The sequence below is a fragment of the Streptomyces sp. NPDC001594 genome (genome assembly GCF_042893675.1).
Classification (GTDB): Bacteria; Actinomycetota; Actinomycetes; order Streptomycetales; family Streptomycetaceae; genus Streptomyces.
In genome coordinates this window covers 104,009-120,093 of sequence record NZ_JBIAVB010000004.1, presented here as the reverse complement: position 1 = coordinate 120,093, position 16,085 = coordinate 104,009, and the positions used below count along the sequence as shown (strand labels likewise).

Genomic DNA, 16,085 nt, shown 5'->3' with positions numbered 1-16,085 from the left:
CGGTCGCCGCAGGTCATTTACGGGTACGGGACCGGGAGGCTCCCCCGCGCACGACCGGCGGAGGACGATCCTACGTTTGAACCCCGGGGGCGCATCAAGGGTCTCATGACGTCATATGCGCCGGGGTGCGGTCCCAGTCCTCGGGCAGAACCGGAACGTCCCAGGTCGGATCGGGCCTCCAGTTCTCCCAGCCGTCGCAGAACGGCGGCCCCCAGGCCTTGACGACCTCCAGTGCCGCGCGGCCCGCTTCCTCCACCCGCGCGGCCGTTTCGTCGTCGATCAGCCCGACCCGGCGCGCCTGCGCGAACTCGTCCTCGTCCCGCCACTTCCAGCTGCGGTCGGGGTGGACGGAGATGTCGAGGAAGTGGTCCACCGAGTCCACCCCGCCCGACCAGCGGGTGCGCGGCTCCTCCAGGTTCACGTACCAGTCCTTGAACAGCCAGTCGCAGTCCCAGAACAGCCACACCGACCAGGGATCCGCGGGCCGGGCCAGCTTGAGCACCCCGGCGCCGAACCAGCGCGACCGCACGGTGGTGCGCGGCGCCGTGTAGCGGGTGGCGAGGGGCTCCTCGTGCACCGGGGTGCCGTCGGCGAGCACGGGCTTGACGCATTCGGTGCCGGGCGCCATCCACACCGCGAGCAGCTCGTCGGTGTCCTGGACGACGGTCACCGGGCGGGCGATGTGGACCTGGCCCCGCGGGCCGTGGCCGCGGTAGCGCCAGAGGACCGGGGTCCCGGGTGCCCAGTGCGCGCCGTGCTTCCCGCCCGGTGCGGCGGGGCCCGCCGCACCGGTGCCGGGCCTGGAAGTACCTGTCATGCGCAGATCTTAGGGCGGCGGCCCCCGGGGATGCTGCGGTGCAGGTCACGGTGGGGGTCCCCCCGGCGGTAGCCGGGGGAGCGGCCGGGGGCCGTGAACGACCGGATCCGGCCCCTCCCGGCGCCCCTTTCGCGGAGGTTCAGGGGCGGGTCATCCGCAGCACGTCCAGCGCCTCGTCCAGCTGCCGGAGCGTCAGTACGCCCCGGTCGACGTAGCCGGACTCCAGCACGACCTCGCGGATGGTCTTGCGTTCCGCGAGCGAGCGCTTGGCGACCTTGGCCGCCTCCTCGTAGCCGATGTAGCGGTTGAGCGGGGTCACCACGGAGGGGGAGGACTCGGCGAACTCCCTGGCCCGCTCGGCGTTGGCGGTGATCCCGTCCACGGTGCGGTCGGCCAGCAGGCGGCTGCCGTTCGCCAGCAGGCGGACCGACTCCAGGAGGTTGCGGGCCATCACGGGGAGCATCACGTTGAGCTCGAAGTTGCCGGCGGCGCCCGCCACGGCGACCGCGGTGTCGTTGCCGGTCACCTGGGCGGCGATCATCAGGAGGGCCTCGGGGACGACCGGATTGACCTTCCCGGGCATGATCGAGGACCCGGGCTGGAGGTCCGGCAGATTGATTTCGGCCAATCCGGTGCGCGGTCCGGAGGCCATCCAGCGCAGATCGTTGCAGATCTTGGTGAGCGAGACCGCGATCGTCCGCAGCATCCCCGAGGTCTCCACCAGCGCGTCACGCGCCCCCTGGGCCTCGAAGTGGTTGCGGGCCTCGGTCAGCGGCAGCCCGGTGGCCCGCGCCACCTCGGCGATCACCGCCGCCGAGAACCCGGGCGGGGTGTTGATCCCGGTCCCCACGGCCGTACCGCCCAGCGGCAGCTCGGCCAGCCTGGGCAGCACGGCCTCCAGGCGCTCGATCCCGTAGCGGATCTGGGCGGCGTACCCGCCGAACTCCTGGCCGAGGGTGACGGGGGTGGCGTCCATCAGGTGCGTGCGACCGGACTTGACCACCCCGGCGAACTCGGCGGCCTTGCGCTCCAGGGCCAGCTCCAGGTGGCGCAGGGCCGGGACCAGGTCGCGGGTGACGGCGGCGGTGGCGGCGATGTGGATGGACGAGGGGAAGACGTCGTTGGAGCTCTGCGAGGCGTTGACGTGGTCGTTGGGGTGGACCTCACGCCCGAGCCGCTCCCCGGCCAGGGTGGCGATCACCTCGTTGGTGTTCATGTTGGACGAGGTGCCGGAGCCGGTCTGGAAGACGTCGACGGGGAAGTGCTCGTCCCAGCGGCCCTCGGCGACCTCCGCCGCGGCGGACCGGATGGCCTGCGAGGTCTCCTCGTCCAGCACCCCGAGCTCCGCGTTGACCAGGGCGGCGGCCGCCTTGATCCGGGCCAGGGCCTCGATGTGGGCGCGTTCGAGGTGCTGCCCGGAGAGCGGGAAGTTCTCCACCGCGCGCTGGGTCTGGGCGCGCCACTTGGCGTGGGCGGGCACCCGCACCTCGCCCATGGAGTCGTGCTCGGTGCGGAACGCCGTGGGCTTCTGATCATCGGTCATCTTCACATCCTCCTCAGAAAGTTGAGCAATTGTCTTGTTCGGACTGTTCCCATCTCCCCTACCGGCCAGTAAATACCCGGGGTAACACCGCTATCGGGGAGGCAGCACATGGCTCGTTCGCAAGCGAAACCCAGACTCAGATCTACATTCGCCGCGGTCGCGGCGGCCCTGGCCGCCCTCGGGGGCGTCACCGCCATCACCCCCATGGCCGAAGCGGCCCCCGCCGCATCCGGCTCGATCACGCCCCTGTCACCGGAACTCGAAGCCATCCGCGCCGCCGAGGCCACCAGGATCTACGGCGACCCCGCGATCCGCCCCCTCGCCGAACGCAAGACCGGGCTCATCTCCCTCGGCGACAGCGAGATCTCCGGCGAGGGCGTGGGGAACTACGACCCCGCCACCAACACCTCGGCCAACCAGTGCCACCGCTCGCCCGACTCCGCGATCCACCGCACGGGCATCCCGGCCGACCTCACCTTCAACGTCGCCTGCTCCGGCGGCTACACCGGCAACATCCGCATCGGCGGCAGCAAGCAGTACGCCGACGAGCTGGTGCAGAGCGACAACCTGGCCATCAAGGCCCGCAACACGAAGATCAAGATGGTGGTCCTGGTCGCCGGCGCCAACGACGACCTCCAGTTCGGCCCCGTCATGACCGACTGCGTCACCCGCTGGGTCCTCAGCCAGGGCACCTGCGAACCCAAGTACGGCCCCGGCTGGCAGTCCCGCGTCGACGGGCTGGTGCCCAAGGTCGAGGCCACCATCGGCGACCTCAAGACCGTCATGCGCGAGGCCGGCTACGCCGACTCCGACTACAAGCTCGTCGTCATGGGCTACCCCAGCCCCATCGGCCCCGACTTCAACGACAACCCCGCCTTCCCCGGCAAGCTCCCCGGAGGCTGCGCCGGCTACGACTCCGACGCCGCCTGGGGCCGCAACTACGCCGTACCCACCTTCGAGAAGGGCATGCGCACCGCCGCCCTCGCCGCCGGCGCCACCTACCTGGACAACTCGCGGCTCTTCCACGGCCACGAGGTCTGCATGGAGGACACCTGGGCCCGCGGCCTCTACCTCGACCTCGGCGACCACTTCCCCTGGGACGAGAACACCGCCCGCCAGTCCTTCCACCCCGACTACCGGGGCCACGGCGCCTTCGCCTCCTGCCTCACCCAGCTCTACGCCTCCGGCCTGCGCGAGGCCTCCTGCGCCGACCCCGCCAGCACCGGGACCCCCGTCCTGCAGCCCGGCGCCTGGGACGACCTCTACAAGCCCCTGAAGAACGAGGCCACCGGCAACTGCCTCGACTCCTTCGGCGGCTCCAGCGCCAACGGCACCAAGGTGGTCGGCTGGGACTGCCACGGCGGCCGCAACCAGGACTGGTGGTACGACTCCGCCAACAAGTCCGTCCACGTCGGACTCAGCCAGGACCGCTGCGTCGACGTCCCCGGCGCCGCCTACACCGCCGGCACCGGCCTGATCCTCTGGAACTGCCACGGCGGCGCCAACCAGCAGTTCGTCCGCGACGGCGCCACCCTGCACCCCGCCGCCGCCCCCGCCCTGTGCCTGACGGTGGCCGCCGCCCACGAGCAGCTGCGCCTGCAGACCTGCAACGGCTCGGCGGCCCAGCGCTTCGCGTGAACGACGGGCGTCCCCGCGCACGTGCGGGGGCGCCCCCACCGATCCGGTCCGGGCCGGCGGCTACCGCGCCGCCGCGCCCGCCGCCGCGCGGACACCCCGGGCTTCCAGCTGCTCGCGCACCTCACGGGGCCGGTTGGTGATGATCGTCTCCACCCCCAGCCGTACGCACAGCTCCACGTCCTCGGGCTCGTCCACGGTCCACACCCGCACCCGCAGCCCCTTGGCCCTCAGCCGCCCCACCAGCCCGGGATCGCGGCGCACCAGGTCGATCCCCGGCCCGGCGTGCCCGGCGAACGGCGGCCGCGGGGCGCGCAGCTGCCGCTCGATCAGGTGGACAGCCGGCAGCCCGGGGGCCAGCCGGTGCAGCCGGGTCAGCGCCTGGCGGGAGAAGCTCATCACCTCGACCCGGCCGTCGGAGCCGTCCGCGAGCCCGTACTCCTTCAGCATCCGCACCAGCTCGGCCTCCAGCCGGCCGCCGGCCCGGGTGGGGTGCTTGGTCTCCACCGCCAGCCCCACCGGCCGGTCCGCCGCCAGGGCCTCCTTCAGCAGGTCCTCGAAGAGCAGCACCCGGGCGCCCCGGTGCTCCGCACCCTTCCAGCCGCCGAAGTCGAAGGCGGCCAGCTGCGCGTACGTCAGCTCGGAGACCACCCCGCGCCCGTCGGAGGTCCGCTCCACCGTCCGGTCGTGCACGCACACCAGCCGCCCGTCGGCACTCAGCCGCACATCGCACTCCAGGGCGTCGGCCCCGTCGGCGATGGCCTGCCGGTAGGCCCCGACGGTGTGCTCGGGGTACTCGTGGGAGGAGCCCCGGTGCGCGACCACGCGGATCGCGCGGGCGGTCTCGGGGGAGGGGGTGGGGGTCGTCGCAGCCATGCGGGAATCCTTGCGAACCGGGGTGAACGGCCAGGTGCGGGCCTGTGACCCCGACGTTAACCCGCACACCGCGCGCACGGTTCAAGGCGTGCGAGGCTGCTCCCGTGACGGCAACAGCCTCGCCGCGCCCGCCGCGCGCTACAGGCCCGGGCCGCGCACCGGGATGCTGGTGAAGGTCGGCTGCTCGGGTTCACGCGAGGTGAAGAAGTCGTTGCCCTTGTCGTCCACGACGATGAAGGCCGGGAAGTCCTCGACCTCGATCTTCCAGACCGCCTCCATGCCGAGCTCCTCGTACTCCAGGACCTCGACCTTCTTGATGCAGTCCTGGGCCAGGCGCGCCGCCGGGCCGCCGATCGAGCCGAGGTAGAAGCCGCCGTGCGTGCCGCACGCGTCGGTCACCTGCTGCGAGCGGTTGCCCTTGGCCAGCATCACCTTGGAGCCGCCCGCCGCCTGGAACTGCTCGACGTAGGAGTCCATGCGGCCGGCCGTGGTGGGGCCGAAGGAGCCGGAGGCGTAGCCCTCGGGTGTCTTGGCCGGGCCGGCGTAATACACCGGGTGGTCCTTGAGGTACTGCGGCATGCCCTCGCCCGCGTCCAGCCGCTCCTTGATCTTGGCGTGCGCGATGTCGCGGGCCACGACCAGGGGTCCGGTGAGGCTGAGGCGGGTCTTGACCGGGTGCTCGGTCAGCGTCGCGAGGATCTCGTCCATCGGCTGGTTCAGGTCGATCCGGACCACCTCCGCCGACTCGGCGAGGTGCTCGTCGGTGGTCTCGGGCAGGAAGCGCGCCGGGTCGGTCTCCAGCTGCTCCAGGAAGACGCCCTCGGCGGTGATCTTCGCGACGGCCTGGCGGTCGGCGGAGCAGGAGACCGCGATGGCGACCGGGAGGGAGGCGCCGTGGCGCGGGAGGCGGACGACGCGGACGTCGTGGCAGAAGTACTTGCCGCCGAACTGGGCGCCGATGCCGATCTTCTGCGTCAGCTCGAAGACCTGCTGCTCCAGGGCCTCGTCGCGGAAGCCGTGGCCCAGCGCGGAGCCCTCGCGGGGGAGCTCGTCCAGGTAGTGGGCCGAGGCGTACTTGGCGGTCTTGAGCGCGTGCTCGGCGGAGGTGCCGCCGACGACGATCGCCAGGTGGTACGGCGGGCAGGCCGCCGTGCCCAGCGAACGGATCTTCTCCTCCAGGAACTTCATCATGGAGGCCTCGTTGAGGACCGCCTTGGTCTCCTGGTAGAGGAAGGACTTGTTGGCGGAGCCGCCGCCCTTGGCCATGAAGAGGAACTTGTACGCGCCGCCGTCGGTCGCGTAGAGCTCGATCTGCGCGGGCAGGTTCGAGCCGGTGTTCTTCTCCTCCCACATGGTCAGCGGGGCCATCTGCGAGTAGCGCAGGTTCAGCCGGGTGTAGGCGTCGTAGATGCCGCGCGAGAGGGCCTCCTCGTCGCCGCCCTCGGTCAGCACGTTCTGGCCGCGCTTGCCCATGACGATCGCCGTGCCCGTGTCCTGGCACATCGGCAGCACGCCGGCCGCCGCGATGTTGGCGTTCTTCAGCAGGTCGAGGGCGACGAACTTGTCGTTCGCGCTCGCCTCCGGGTCGTCGATGATGCGGCGCAGCTGGGCGAGGTGCGCGGGGCGCAGGAAGTGCTGGATGTCGTGGATGGCCTCCTCTGCGAGCTTGCGCAGCGCCTCCGGCTCGACCTTGAGGAACGTACGGCCGTCGGCCTCGAAGGTCGAGACGCCCTCGGAGGTCACCAGCCGGTAGGGGGTGGTGTCCTCGCCCAAGGGCAGCAGGTCGGTGTACGCGAACTCCGGCATGTGGCCAATCCTCACTCGGCAGACAGCGCTGACGCCCGATTTGGCAGCGCGACTGTCCAGCGTAGAACCTCCCGGCCCGGCCTTGTCTGTGAGGTAGGGCTCACCGGCCAGTATCGCGATCTATCGTGTCTCGCTATGCTGGCCGACGTGGACATGGAAAAGCACCCCGCAGACGCCGCCGGCCCCGGCCCGGCCCCCGAGCCGCCCGCCGCTCCGGCGCCGCCCGCCGCTCCGGCAGCACCGGCGTCGCCCGCGGCTCCGGCAGCACCGGCGTCGCCCGCGGCTCCGGCAGCACCGGCCGCCGGCGGGCTGCGCGCCTCCGACGCCGACCGGGACCGGATCGCGCAGATCCTCTCCGACGCGCTCGCGGAGGGCCGGCTGACGCCCGAGGAGCACTCCGAGCGCCTGGACGGCCTCTACGCGGTCAAGACGGTGGGGGAGCTGGAGGTGCTCGTCCGCGACCTCCCGGCCGGAGCCGCCGCCCGTCCCGCCGCCCCGGCCGCCGCCCACGCGGGGATCGGCCCCGTGGAGTCCGTGGTGGCGGTGTGCAGCAGCTCCGCCCGCAAGGGCCGCTGGCGCCCGGGCCCGCACACCCGCGCCGTCTCCGTCCTGGGCGACATCACCATCGACCTCACCGAGGCGGTGTTCGAGCAGCAGGTCACCGAGATCAACGTGGTCGCGGTCCTCGGCAACGTCGAGATCCACGTCCCGGAGAACGTCACCCTGCGCGGCTACGGCAGCGGGCTCCTCGGCAACTTCGAGGTGCACGGCGGGGGCGCGGCCGCCGACCCGCAGGCGCCCGTCGTGATCGTCCGCGGCCTCGCGGTGCTCGGCAACATCGAGGCCCGGCCCAAGCTCGGCGCCCGCCTCGTCGACCTCGCCGACAAGCTGCGCAAGCGGCTCGGCTGAGCGCGCCGCCGGTGGGCGGGTTTCGGACGAACCGCGTCCGGCCCGCCGTCAACGGCGCTTAGGGGAACGCGCAGCGGGTAGGGACAGGTGCGTCGTCTCTCGCTCGCGTACCCGTCGTCAGGAGTAGACCGTGCCGCATCCGCCGCATCAGTCCCTGCAGGCAGCCGCCGTCCAGAGCCTTCAGACGCGCCCGGCCGCCGTGCCGAAGCCGAGGGTGGCGGCCAGGGAAGAGGAGGACGGCCCCTGGCACACCGAGGCCGTGTGCCGCAGGGACGAGGCGGGTCTCTTCTTCGCACCGTCCAAGGAGCCGACCGCGGCCCGGCTGGCCCGCGAGGAGGCCGCCAAGCGGGTCTGCGCCCGCTGTCCGGTGATGGTCGCCTGCCGCGAGCACGCCCTGCTCCAGCCCGAGCCGTACGGGGTCTGGGGCGGGCTGACCGCCGCCGAGCGGCGGGTGGTGCTGGGCCGCAGGCGCCGCCGGGCCGCCGAGCTGCTGCCGGGCGCGCCCGGGCCGGTCGCCGCCGCGGGCTGAGCCGCGGGCCGCGCAGGCCGTAGGAGACGACTGAGGGGCGGTCCCCCGCACGGGGACCGCCCCTCGGCGTTGCCGTCACCGGCCTCGGGCCGCTCCTACTGGGCGCGGCCCAGGGAGATGCCGCTGTAGGCGCGCAGCTTCGACAGGCGGTGCGTGGAGTCGATCTGCCGGATCGTGCCCGACTTCGAGCGCATGACCAGCGAGGAGGTCGTCGCGGTCTCGGAGCGGTAGTGGACGCCGCGCAGCAGCTCGCCGTCCGTGATGCCGGTCGCGACGAAGAAGACGTTCTCGCCGGAGACCAGGTCGTTGGTGGTCAGGACGCGGTCGAGGTCGTGGCCCGCGTCGATGGCCTTCTGGCGCTCGGCCTCGTCCTTGGGCCAGAGCTTGCCCTGGATGGTGCCGCCGAGGCACTTTATGGCGCAGGCCGAGATGATGCCCTCGGGGGTGCCGCCGATGCCCATGAGCAGGTCGACGCCGGTGCCCTCGCGCACCGCCATGACCGAGCCGGCGACGTCACCGTCGGAGATGAACTTGATGCGGGCGCCGGTCTCGCGGATCTCCTTGACGATGCCCTCGTGGCGGGGGCGGTCCAGGATGACGACCGTGACGTCCTCGGGGGCGATGCTCTTGGCCTTGGCGACCCGGCGGATGTTGACCGAGACGGGGGCGTTGATGTCGACGAAGTCGGCGGCCTCGGGGCCGGTGACGAGCTTGTCCATGTAGAAGACGGCGGACGGGTCGAACATGGTGCCGCGGTCGGCGGCGGCCAGGACGGCGATGGCGTTCGGCATGCCCTTGGCGTTCAGGGTGGTGCCGTCGATCGGGTCGACGGCGATGTCGACCTCGGCGCCCGTGCCGTCACCGACGTGTTCGCCGTTGAAGAGCATCGGGGCTTCGTCCTTCTCCCCCTCGCCGATGACGACGACGCCGTTCATCGAGACGGTGGAGATCAGGGTACGCATCGCGTTGACCGCGGCGCCGTCGGCGCCGATCTTGTCGCCACGGCCGACCCACCGGCCCGCGGCGAGCGCCGCAGCCTCGGTGACCCGTACGAGTTCGAGGGCGAGGTTGCGGTCAGGCGAGTCGGGGGCGACTTCGAGCTGGGGCGGCAGGTTGTGCTCGGTCATCGGAGCGCACCTTTCTGTACGACGACGGCCGGGAGTGTGAGGGTGCTGGAACTCTATCGGTTCGTCGACATATTGAGCAGAGCGGGTCACTTATGAGCGCATTATCGGTCAAGCGGTCCGGCTGAGCGGACACCGCCCGCCCTTCGCGCGCCGCCCGCACCGGCGCCACGGCGACCCCCGGCGGTGATCGCCGGCTGTCATGCGGGACGATGGTGGGGTGGCAGGTATGAAAGGCAAGCAGACGGTCTGGGACATGGTCCGGTCGCTGGCGGTGATCGGTGTCGTCGTGGCGGGTATCTACATGTTCATCCCGCACGACGACAAAGCCGACCCGACGCGCACGGTCGACTACCGGGTGGAGACCCTGACGGCCCGGCGCGCGGCCCCGTACCCGGTGGCGGCCCCCGTGGGCCTGCCGGAGCAGTGGCGGGCGACCTCGGTGACCTTCGAGCGCAAGAACGCCAATGCCTGGCACCTGGGCTTCCTGGACCCGCAGCAGCAGTACGTGGCGATCGAGCAGTCCACGGACGCCTCGCAGAAGAACCTCGCCAAGCTCACCCAGAAGGCCGCGCCCACCGGGCAGACCCAGCAGGTCGGCGACCGGGCGTGGGAGCGCTGGGACGGCGAGAAGTACGACGCGCTGGTGCGCCAGGACCAGGGCTACGTCACCGTGGTCACCGGTACGGGCTCGTTCGAGCAGCTGGGCACGATGGCGGCGGCGCTGGAGTTCAAGCAGGGGCAGTGATCCCCGTCGGTACGTGAAGAGGCCGCCCGCCCCGGGGGAACCGGGGCGGGCGGCCTCTTCACGTCTCGGCGCCGTCGTGGCGGGGCTCAGACGGTGGTGATGACCTCGTCGTAGGACAGGCGCGGGGAGCGGTCGTGCCAGGCGGCCTCGCCGGGCTTGCCGATGTTGACGACCATCAGCGCGCTGTGGTCGCCGTCGAGGAACTCCTTGCTGATGCCCTCGAGGTCGGCACCGGTCATCGGGCCGGCGGCCAGACCGGCGGCGCGGACGCCGACGATGAAGTAGGCGGCCTGCAGCATGGCGTTGCGGGCGGCGAAGGCCTCGCGGGCCGGGCGCTCGGTGAAGAAGCCCTTGACCGCCGGGTAGTGCGGCAGGAGGGTGTCGAACTCCTCGTGGAACTCGTTGTCCGCGGCGAGGATCGCGACCAGCGGGGCGGCGGCCGTCTTGGCCTTGTTGCCGTCCGACATCAGGTTCACCAGGCGCTCGCGGGCCTCGGCCGAGCGGACCAGGGTGATGCGCAGCGGGGTGCCGTTGAAGGCGGTGGGGCCGTACTTCACCAGGTCGTAGATGGCCTGGACCTGCTCGTCGGTCACCGGCTCGTCGGAGAACGAGTTGGCGGTGCGGGCCTCGCGGAACAGCAGGTCCTGAGCAGCGGCGTCGAGCACGAGAGACATCGGTAAGCCTTCTTCTGTACGTGTGTGAAGCGGTGACCCGACTGTAGGACAAAAGTAGATGAAATTTCAACTACTTTCCTGACGGGTGATCCGGCTCACTCCTCGCGGCCGCCCCCTTCGGCGGCCTCGGCCGCCTCCCGGGCGGCCAGCGCCGAGTCCAACCGGGCCCGGGCGCCCTCCAGCCAGTGCCGGCAGACCTTCGCCAGCTCCTCGCCGCGCTCCCAGAGCGCGAGCGACTCCTCCAGCGAGGTGCCGCCGGCCTCCAGTCTGCGGACGACCTCGACGAGCTCGTCGCGCGCCTGCTCGTAGCCCAGCGTCGTATCGGCCTCGGTCATTCCCTGTCCCATCGTAGATGTGTCTTACAACGACTTTGTTGCCGGAACGTGTCCGTCTCCAGCGGGACCCGAGGGAGCCTCCAGCACCGACACGGCGAACTCGCCCTCCGCCACCCGCGCGCGCAGCGCCTCGCCCGGCGCGACCTCCCCGGGCGCCCGCACCACGTGCCCGTCGGCCCGCTGGAGCACCGCGTACCCGCGCTCCATCGTCGCCGCCGGCGACAGCGCCACCACCCGGGCCCGGGTGTGCTCCAGCTCCGACTCCGCCCGGTCCAGCAGGTGCCCCAGCGTGCGCCGGCTGCGGCCCAGCAGCGCCTCCAGCTCGTCCTCCCGGGTCTCCACCATCCGCTGCGGATGCACGAACACCGGCCGCGCGAGCGCGTGCGCCAGCCCCCGCTCCTCCCGCTCCAGCAGCCCGCGCAGCGCCCGCAGCCCCCGCCCCTGGAGCTGGCGCACCCGCTCCAGCTCCTCCCCGACGTCCGGGACCACCTTCTTCGCCGCGTCCGTCGGCGTGGAGGCCCGCAGGTCCGCCACCAGGTCCAGCAGCGGGGAGTCCGGCTCGTGCCCGATCGCCGACACCACCGGCGTCCGGGCCGCCGCCACCGTCCGCACGACCTCCTCGTCCGAGAAGGGCAGCAGGTCCTCCACGCTGCCGCCGCCCCGCGCCACGATGATCACGTCGACCTCGTCCAGGGCGTCCAGCTCCCTGACCGCCCGCACCACCTGCGGCACCGCGTGCACCCCCTGCACGGCCACGTTGCGCACCTCGAAGCGCACCGCCGGCCAGCGCCGCCGCGCGTTCTCCAGCACGTCCCGCTCGGCCGCCGAGGCCCGCCCCACCACCAGCCCGATCAGCTGCGGCAGGAACGGCAGCGGCTTCTTGCGCTCCAGCGCGAACAGCCCCTCCGACGCCAGCGACCGCTTGAGCCGCTCCAGCCGCGCCAGCAGCTCCCCGATCCCGACGGGCCGTATCTCCGTCACCCGCAACGACAGCTGCCCGCGCGGCGCGTACCACTCCGGCTTCGCCAGGACGACCACCCGCGCGCCCTCCGACACCACGTCCGCGACCTCGTCGAAGACCTGGCGGAAGCACGTCACGCTGACGGAGATGTCGTGCGAGGGATCGCGCAGCGTCAGGAACACCACCCCCGCCCCCGGCCGCCGGGACAACTGCGTGATCTGCCCCTCCACCCACACCTGGCCCAGCCGGTCGATCCAGCCCCCGATGAGCCGGGACACCTGACCGACCGGCAGCGGCGCCTCCGCCGACGTATTGAGACCCATGCAAGGAGGCTAACCGCCGACGCTGACAGCGTCTCAGGCCCCGGGCAGGGTGTCGGGGTCCCTCCGACCCCGCTGGAAGAACAGCACCCCCAGCCCCACCGCCAGCCACACCGCCCCCACCGCCTGCGCCGTCGGCGAGGCCTCCACGATCACCGCCACCGTCACCGCCGCCCCCAGCACCGGCACCACCAGGTGCCGCACCCAGCTCGGCGGCCCCTCCGCGCGCCGCACCACGAACCAGCCCACCACCGACGCGTGCAACAGGGTGAACGCCACCAGCGCCCCCACGTCCACCACCGACACCAGGTGGTCCAGCCCGTCGTCCCGCCGCGCCGCCCACACCGCCGCCACCAGCGTCACCCCCGCCGCCACCAGCAGCGCCGCCCTCGGCGTACCCCCCGAGGTCCGCGCCAGCACCCCCGGCAGCCGCCGCTCCCGGGCCATCGCGAACAGCAGCCGCCCCGCCGCCGCCTGCCCCGCCAGCGCCGCGAACGCCGCCCCCACCGCCTTGCTCACCGCCACCAGATCGTGCAGCCAGCCCCCCACCGACGCCTCGACCGCCGCATAGAACGCCGGCCCCTGCCGCGCCGGATCCGCCGCCAGCTCCGCCGACGGGAACGGGGCCAGCAGCGCCGCCAGGTACGTCTGCGCCACGAACAGCACCCCGGTCAGCCCCAGGCAGAACAGCACCGCCCGGGCCACCCGCGCACCGCCCCCCGCCACCTCCTCCGCGAACGAGGCGATCGCGTCGAACCCCAGGTACGACAGCACCGCCACCGACACCGCCCCCACCACCGCCGCCGCCGAGAACCCCAGCGAACCGTCACCCGTCAGCGGCGACAGCCACCCCCGCCGCGCCCCGTCCCGTGCCAGCACCACCACCGCCGACACCAGGAACACCAGCAGCACCACGACCTCCACCGCCAGCACCGCGAACCCCACCCGCGCGGCCGCCCGCACCCCCCACAGGTTCAGCAGGGTCGTCACCACCACGGCCAGCGCCGTCCACACCCACCGCGACACCTCCGGCACCAGCGCGTTCATCGCGATCCCCGAGAACAGGTACGCCACCGCCGGGATCAGCAGGTAGTCCAGCGCCGCCATCCACCCCGCGATCATCCCCGGCCCCTCGCCCAGCCCCTTGCGGGCGTACGTGAACACCGACCCCGCCCGCGGGGCCACCCGCACCATCTGCGCGTACGAGAACGCCGTGAACCCCATCGCCACCGTCGCGACCAGGTAGACGAGGGCCACCGCCCCGTGCGACTTCGCGTCCAGCGTGCCGAAGACCCCGACCGGGGCCATGGGCGCGATGAACAGCAGCCCGTAGACCACCAGGTCCCGGAAGCCCAGACTCCGCCGCAGTGCCGCAGGCGCGGCCGTGCCGGGATCCACAGCGGCTGCCATCGCTCCTCCGAGGGGCTGTGAGGACGGACGTTCGACCCAGTCTCTGCCGGACGGGGGACGTCCGGCCTCCTGGAGCCCCCCGTACGATGGAGCGTATGACTGCCCCCGCACCCGCTTCCCGCCGCGTCCTGCTCGCCGCCCCGCGCGGTTACTGCGCGGGCGTGGACCGCGCCGTGATCGCCGTCGAGCAGGCCCTCGAGCAGTACGGCGCCCCGGTCTACGTCCGCCACGAGATCGTGCACAACAAGTACGTCGTCCAGACGCTGCAGAAGAAGGGCGCCATCTTCGTCGAGAAGACGGAGGAGGTCCCGCCGGGCAACATCGTCATGTTCTCCGCCCACGGCGTGGCCCCCGTGGTGCACGAGGAGGCGGCGCGCGGCCGGCTGGCGACCATCGACGCGACCTGCCCGCTGGTCACCAAGGTCCACAAGGAAGCGATCCGCTACGCCAACGAGGACTTCGACATCCTCCTCATCGGCCACGAGGGCCACGAGGAGGTCGTCGGCACCTCCGGCGAGGCCCCCGAGCACATCACCATCGTCGACGGCCCCGACGACGTCGCCAAGGTCGAGGTCCGCGACGAGTCCAAGGTCGTCTGGCTCTCCCAGACCACCCTCTCCGTCGACGAGACGATGGAGACGGTCGACGCGCTCAAGCAGAAGTTCCCGCTGCTCGTCTCCCCGCCCAGCGACGACATCTGCTACGCCACCTCCAACCGCCAGGCCGCCGTCAAGGCGATGGGCGCCGACGCCGACCTGGTGATCGTCGTCGGCTCGAAGAACTCCTCCAACTCCATCCGCCTCGTCGAGGTCGCCCTGGACGCCGGCGCCCGCGCCGCGCACCTGGTCGACTTCGCGAGCGAGATCGACGAGGCCTGGCTGGAGGGCGTCGGCACCGTCGGGCTGACCTCGGGCGCCTCCGTGCCGGAGGTCCTCGTCGAAGAGGTCCTGGAGTGGCTGGCCCAGCGCGGCTTCGCCGACGTGGAGATCGTCAAGACGGCCGAGGAGTCCATCGTCTTCTCGCTGCCCAAGGAGCTGCGCCGCGACCTGCGCGCCGAAGCCGCCGAACTCGTGGCCGGAGCCTCCGACGAGTAGCCCGTACGGCGGCGGCTTCGTACGGTGAGTCCATGCAGATCTTCGGTGTGGACATCGGCGGTACGGGCATCAAGGGCGCTCCCGTGGACCTGGACCGCGGCGAGACGACGCAAGAGCGCCACAAGGTACTGACACCACATCCGGCCACCCCCGAGGGGGTGGCCGGAGGCGTTGCCGAGGTCGTCCGCCACTTCGCGTGGGACGGCCCGATCGGCGTCACCTTCCCCGGAGTGGTCACCCACGGCGTGACCCGGACGGCCGCCAACGTCGACAAGGCCTGGATCGGCCTCGACGCGGCCGCCCTGCTCTCCACCACCCTCGACGGCCGCCCGGTCACCGTCCTCAACGACGCCGACGCGGCGGGCGTCGCCGAGATGACGTACGGGGCGGGGCGCGGGGTCCCCGGCACCGTCCTCCTGCTCACCCTGGGCACCGGCATCGGCAGCGCCCTCTTCCGCGACGGCCGGCTCGTGCCCAACACCGAGCTCGGCCACCTGGAGCTCAAGGGCCACGACGCGGAGACCCGGGCCTCGGTCAAGGCCAAGGAGGACGGCGACCTCAGCTGGGAGCGCTGGGCCCACCGCCTGGACAAGTACCTGGCGCACGTCGAGATGCTCTTCTCCCCGGACCTCTTCATCCTCGGCGGCGGCGTCAGCCGCAAACCGGAGAAGTTCGTCCCCCTCCTCAAGAACGTCCGCGCGCAGATCGTCCCGGCCAAGCTCCAGAACAACGCCGGCATCGTCGGCGCCGCCATGGCGGCCCGCGACGGGCTGACTCAGTAGGCGGCGGACCTGCCGCGCCTTGCGGCCCGGCGGCGACCGCTCAGGGCGGCCCGCCGGGCCAGCGCGATCAGCCCGGCCACCAGCGTCCCCGCGTACAGCCACCCGGCGTGCAGGGACAGCGCCGACACCACCCCCATCAGCTCCCCGCCGAAGCCGCCGGAGCCGCCCGACACGGGCCACACCCCGGCGGCGAAGGCGATCGGCACGCACACCGGCGCGGTGATCAGGTCGGCGGGCCGCACCCACAGGGCGGTCGCGGCGGCCACGGGCAGGAACAGCAGCCCGTACGCGAACAGGGAGGAGTCGAAGAGCAGCCAGCACACCCCGGCGACCAGCAGCATCGCCGCACAGGCGAACAGCCCGCCGCCGAGCCCGGTCAGCCGCGGCCGCGGCATCCGCCGGGCGGCGGACGCCGGGGGCCGGGGGTGCCGCACCGGTCGGGCGGCCTGGGCGGGCACCTGCGGGTGACGTACCGAACGCATCCTGTATCGCTCCACCCCACCAACCTAGGCGGGAGGCCCG

General features: G+C 72.4%; 16 protein-coding genes. 6 read left to right on the top strand and 10 right to left on the bottom strand.

Translation table 11 applies throughout. The features are described 5' to 3' along the window. Positions 1–103: 103 nt before the first annotated feature. Positions 104–817 (bottom strand): DUF402 domain-containing protein, encoded by a 714-nt coding sequence (locus tag ACFY0O_RS09435; protein WP_388944812.1) that lies wholly within the window; start codon positions 815–817, stop codon positions 104–106. A gap of 139 nt (positions 818–956) precedes the next feature. Beyond that, the gene (locus ACFY0O_RS09430) at positions 957–2,360 is read right to left on the bottom strand and encodes a class II fumarate hydratase (RefSeq protein WP_388944809.1); all 1,404 of its coding nucleotides are present in this window, start codon (positions 2,358–2,360) and stop codon (positions 957–959) included. 108 nt (positions 2,361–2,468) lie between these two features. Here ACFY0O_RS09430 and ACFY0O_RS09425 point away from each other — a divergent pair, with 108 nt between their 5' ends. Then, complete coding sequence (locus ACFY0O_RS09425) at positions 2,469–3,998, top strand: ricin-type beta-trefoil lectin domain protein (RefSeq protein ID WP_388944807.1); 1,530 nt, start codon at positions 2,469–2,471, stop codon at positions 3,996–3,998. Between the two features lie 60 nt (positions 3,999–4,058). Here ACFY0O_RS09425 and ACFY0O_RS09420 read toward each other — a convergent pair whose 3' ends face one another. Then, a complete protein-coding gene (locus ACFY0O_RS09420; protein WP_388944805.1) occupies positions 4,059–4,871 on the bottom strand; it encodes a glycerophosphodiester phosphodiesterase in 813 nt (270 codons plus the stop codon). A 138-nt stretch (positions 4,872–5,009) separates the two neighbouring features. Beyond that, a complete protein-coding gene (locus ACFY0O_RS09415) occupies positions 5,010–6,677 on the bottom strand; it encodes a fumarate hydratase (RefSeq protein WP_388944801.1) in 1,668 nt (555 codons plus the stop codon). Between the two features lie 147 nt (positions 6,678–6,824). Between ACFY0O_RS09415 and ACFY0O_RS09410 the strand changes: the two genes are divergently transcribed. Next, the gene (locus ACFY0O_RS09410; RefSeq protein ID WP_388944799.1) at positions 6,825–7,586 is read left to right on the top strand and encodes a DUF1707 domain-containing protein; all 762 of its coding nucleotides are present in this window, start codon (positions 6,825–6,827) and stop codon (positions 7,584–7,586) included. Positions 7,587–7,716: 130 nt separating this feature from the next. Beyond that, positions 7,717–8,115: a WhiB family transcriptional regulator gene (locus tag ACFY0O_RS09405; protein ID WP_388944796.1), complete on the top strand. Its 399-nt coding sequence runs from the start codon at positions 7,717–7,719 to the stop codon at positions 8,113–8,115. A 95-nt stretch (positions 8,116–8,210) separates the two neighbouring features. Here ACFY0O_RS09405 and glpX read toward each other — a convergent pair whose 3' ends face one another. Further along, the gene (glpX, locus tag ACFY0O_RS09400; RefSeq protein WP_079429574.1) at positions 8,211–9,242 is read right to left on the bottom strand and encodes a class II fructose-bisphosphatase; all 1,032 of its coding nucleotides are present in this window, start codon (positions 9,240–9,242) and stop codon (positions 8,211–8,213) included. 226 nt (positions 9,243–9,468) lie between these two features. Here glpX and ACFY0O_RS09395 point away from each other — a divergent pair, with 226 nt between their 5' ends. Next, positions 9,469–9,987, top strand: coding sequence for a DUF4245 domain-containing protein (locus tag ACFY0O_RS09395; protein ID WP_388945580.1), 519 nt, complete (start codon positions 9,469–9,471; stop codon positions 9,985–9,987). Positions 9,988–10,073: 86 nt separating this feature from the next. On the opposite strand, the gene ACFY0O_RS09390 is transcribed toward ACFY0O_RS09395, so the two are convergent. From ACFY0O_RS09390 to ACFY0O_RS09375, 4 genes are all read right to left on the bottom strand, one after another. Continuing rightward, positions 10,074–10,661 (bottom strand): malonic semialdehyde reductase, encoded by a 588-nt coding sequence (locus tag ACFY0O_RS09390; RefSeq protein ID WP_388944793.1) that lies wholly within the window; start codon positions 10,659–10,661, stop codon positions 10,074–10,076. A 95-nt stretch (positions 10,662–10,756) separates the two neighbouring features. Beyond that, the gene (locus ACFY0O_RS09385) at positions 10,757–10,996 is read right to left on the bottom strand and encodes an exodeoxyribonuclease VII small subunit (RefSeq protein WP_388944790.1); all 240 of its coding nucleotides are present in this window, start codon (positions 10,994–10,996) and stop codon (positions 10,757–10,759) included. Between the two features lie 24 nt (positions 10,997–11,020). Then, positions 11,021–12,280: an exodeoxyribonuclease VII large subunit gene (gene xseA, locus ACFY0O_RS09380; RefSeq protein ID WP_388944788.1), complete on the bottom strand. Its 1,260-nt coding sequence runs from the start codon at positions 12,278–12,280 to the stop codon at positions 11,021–11,023. 33 nt (positions 12,281–12,313) lie between these two features. Further along, positions 12,314–13,687: an APC family permease gene (locus tag ACFY0O_RS09375; RefSeq protein WP_388944785.1), complete on the bottom strand. Its 1,374-nt coding sequence runs from the start codon at positions 13,685–13,687 to the stop codon at positions 12,314–12,316. Positions 13,688–13,773: 86 nt separating this feature from the next. On the opposite strand from ACFY0O_RS09375, the gene ACFY0O_RS09370 reads away from it, so the two are divergent. Next, the gene (locus tag ACFY0O_RS09370; protein ID WP_388944783.1) at positions 13,774–14,781 is read left to right on the top strand and encodes a 4-hydroxy-3-methylbut-2-enyl diphosphate reductase; all 1,008 of its coding nucleotides are present in this window, start codon (positions 13,774–13,776) and stop codon (positions 14,779–14,781) included. Positions 14,782–14,813: 32 nt separating this feature from the next. After that, the gene (gene ppgK / locus ACFY0O_RS09365) at positions 14,814–15,563 is read left to right on the top strand and encodes a polyphosphate--glucose phosphotransferase (RefSeq protein ID WP_388944780.1); all 750 of its coding nucleotides are present in this window, start codon (positions 14,814–14,816) and stop codon (positions 15,561–15,563) included. Here the strand turns inward: ppgK and ACFY0O_RS09360 are convergent. After that, complete coding sequence (locus tag ACFY0O_RS09360; RefSeq protein ID WP_388944777.1) at positions 15,557–16,045, bottom strand: DUF6542 domain-containing protein; 489 nt, start codon at positions 16,043–16,045, stop codon at positions 15,557–15,559. The two genes, ppgK and ACFY0O_RS09360, sit on opposite strands and share 7 nt — an antisense overlap. Positions 16,046–16,085 lie beyond the last annotated feature (40 nt).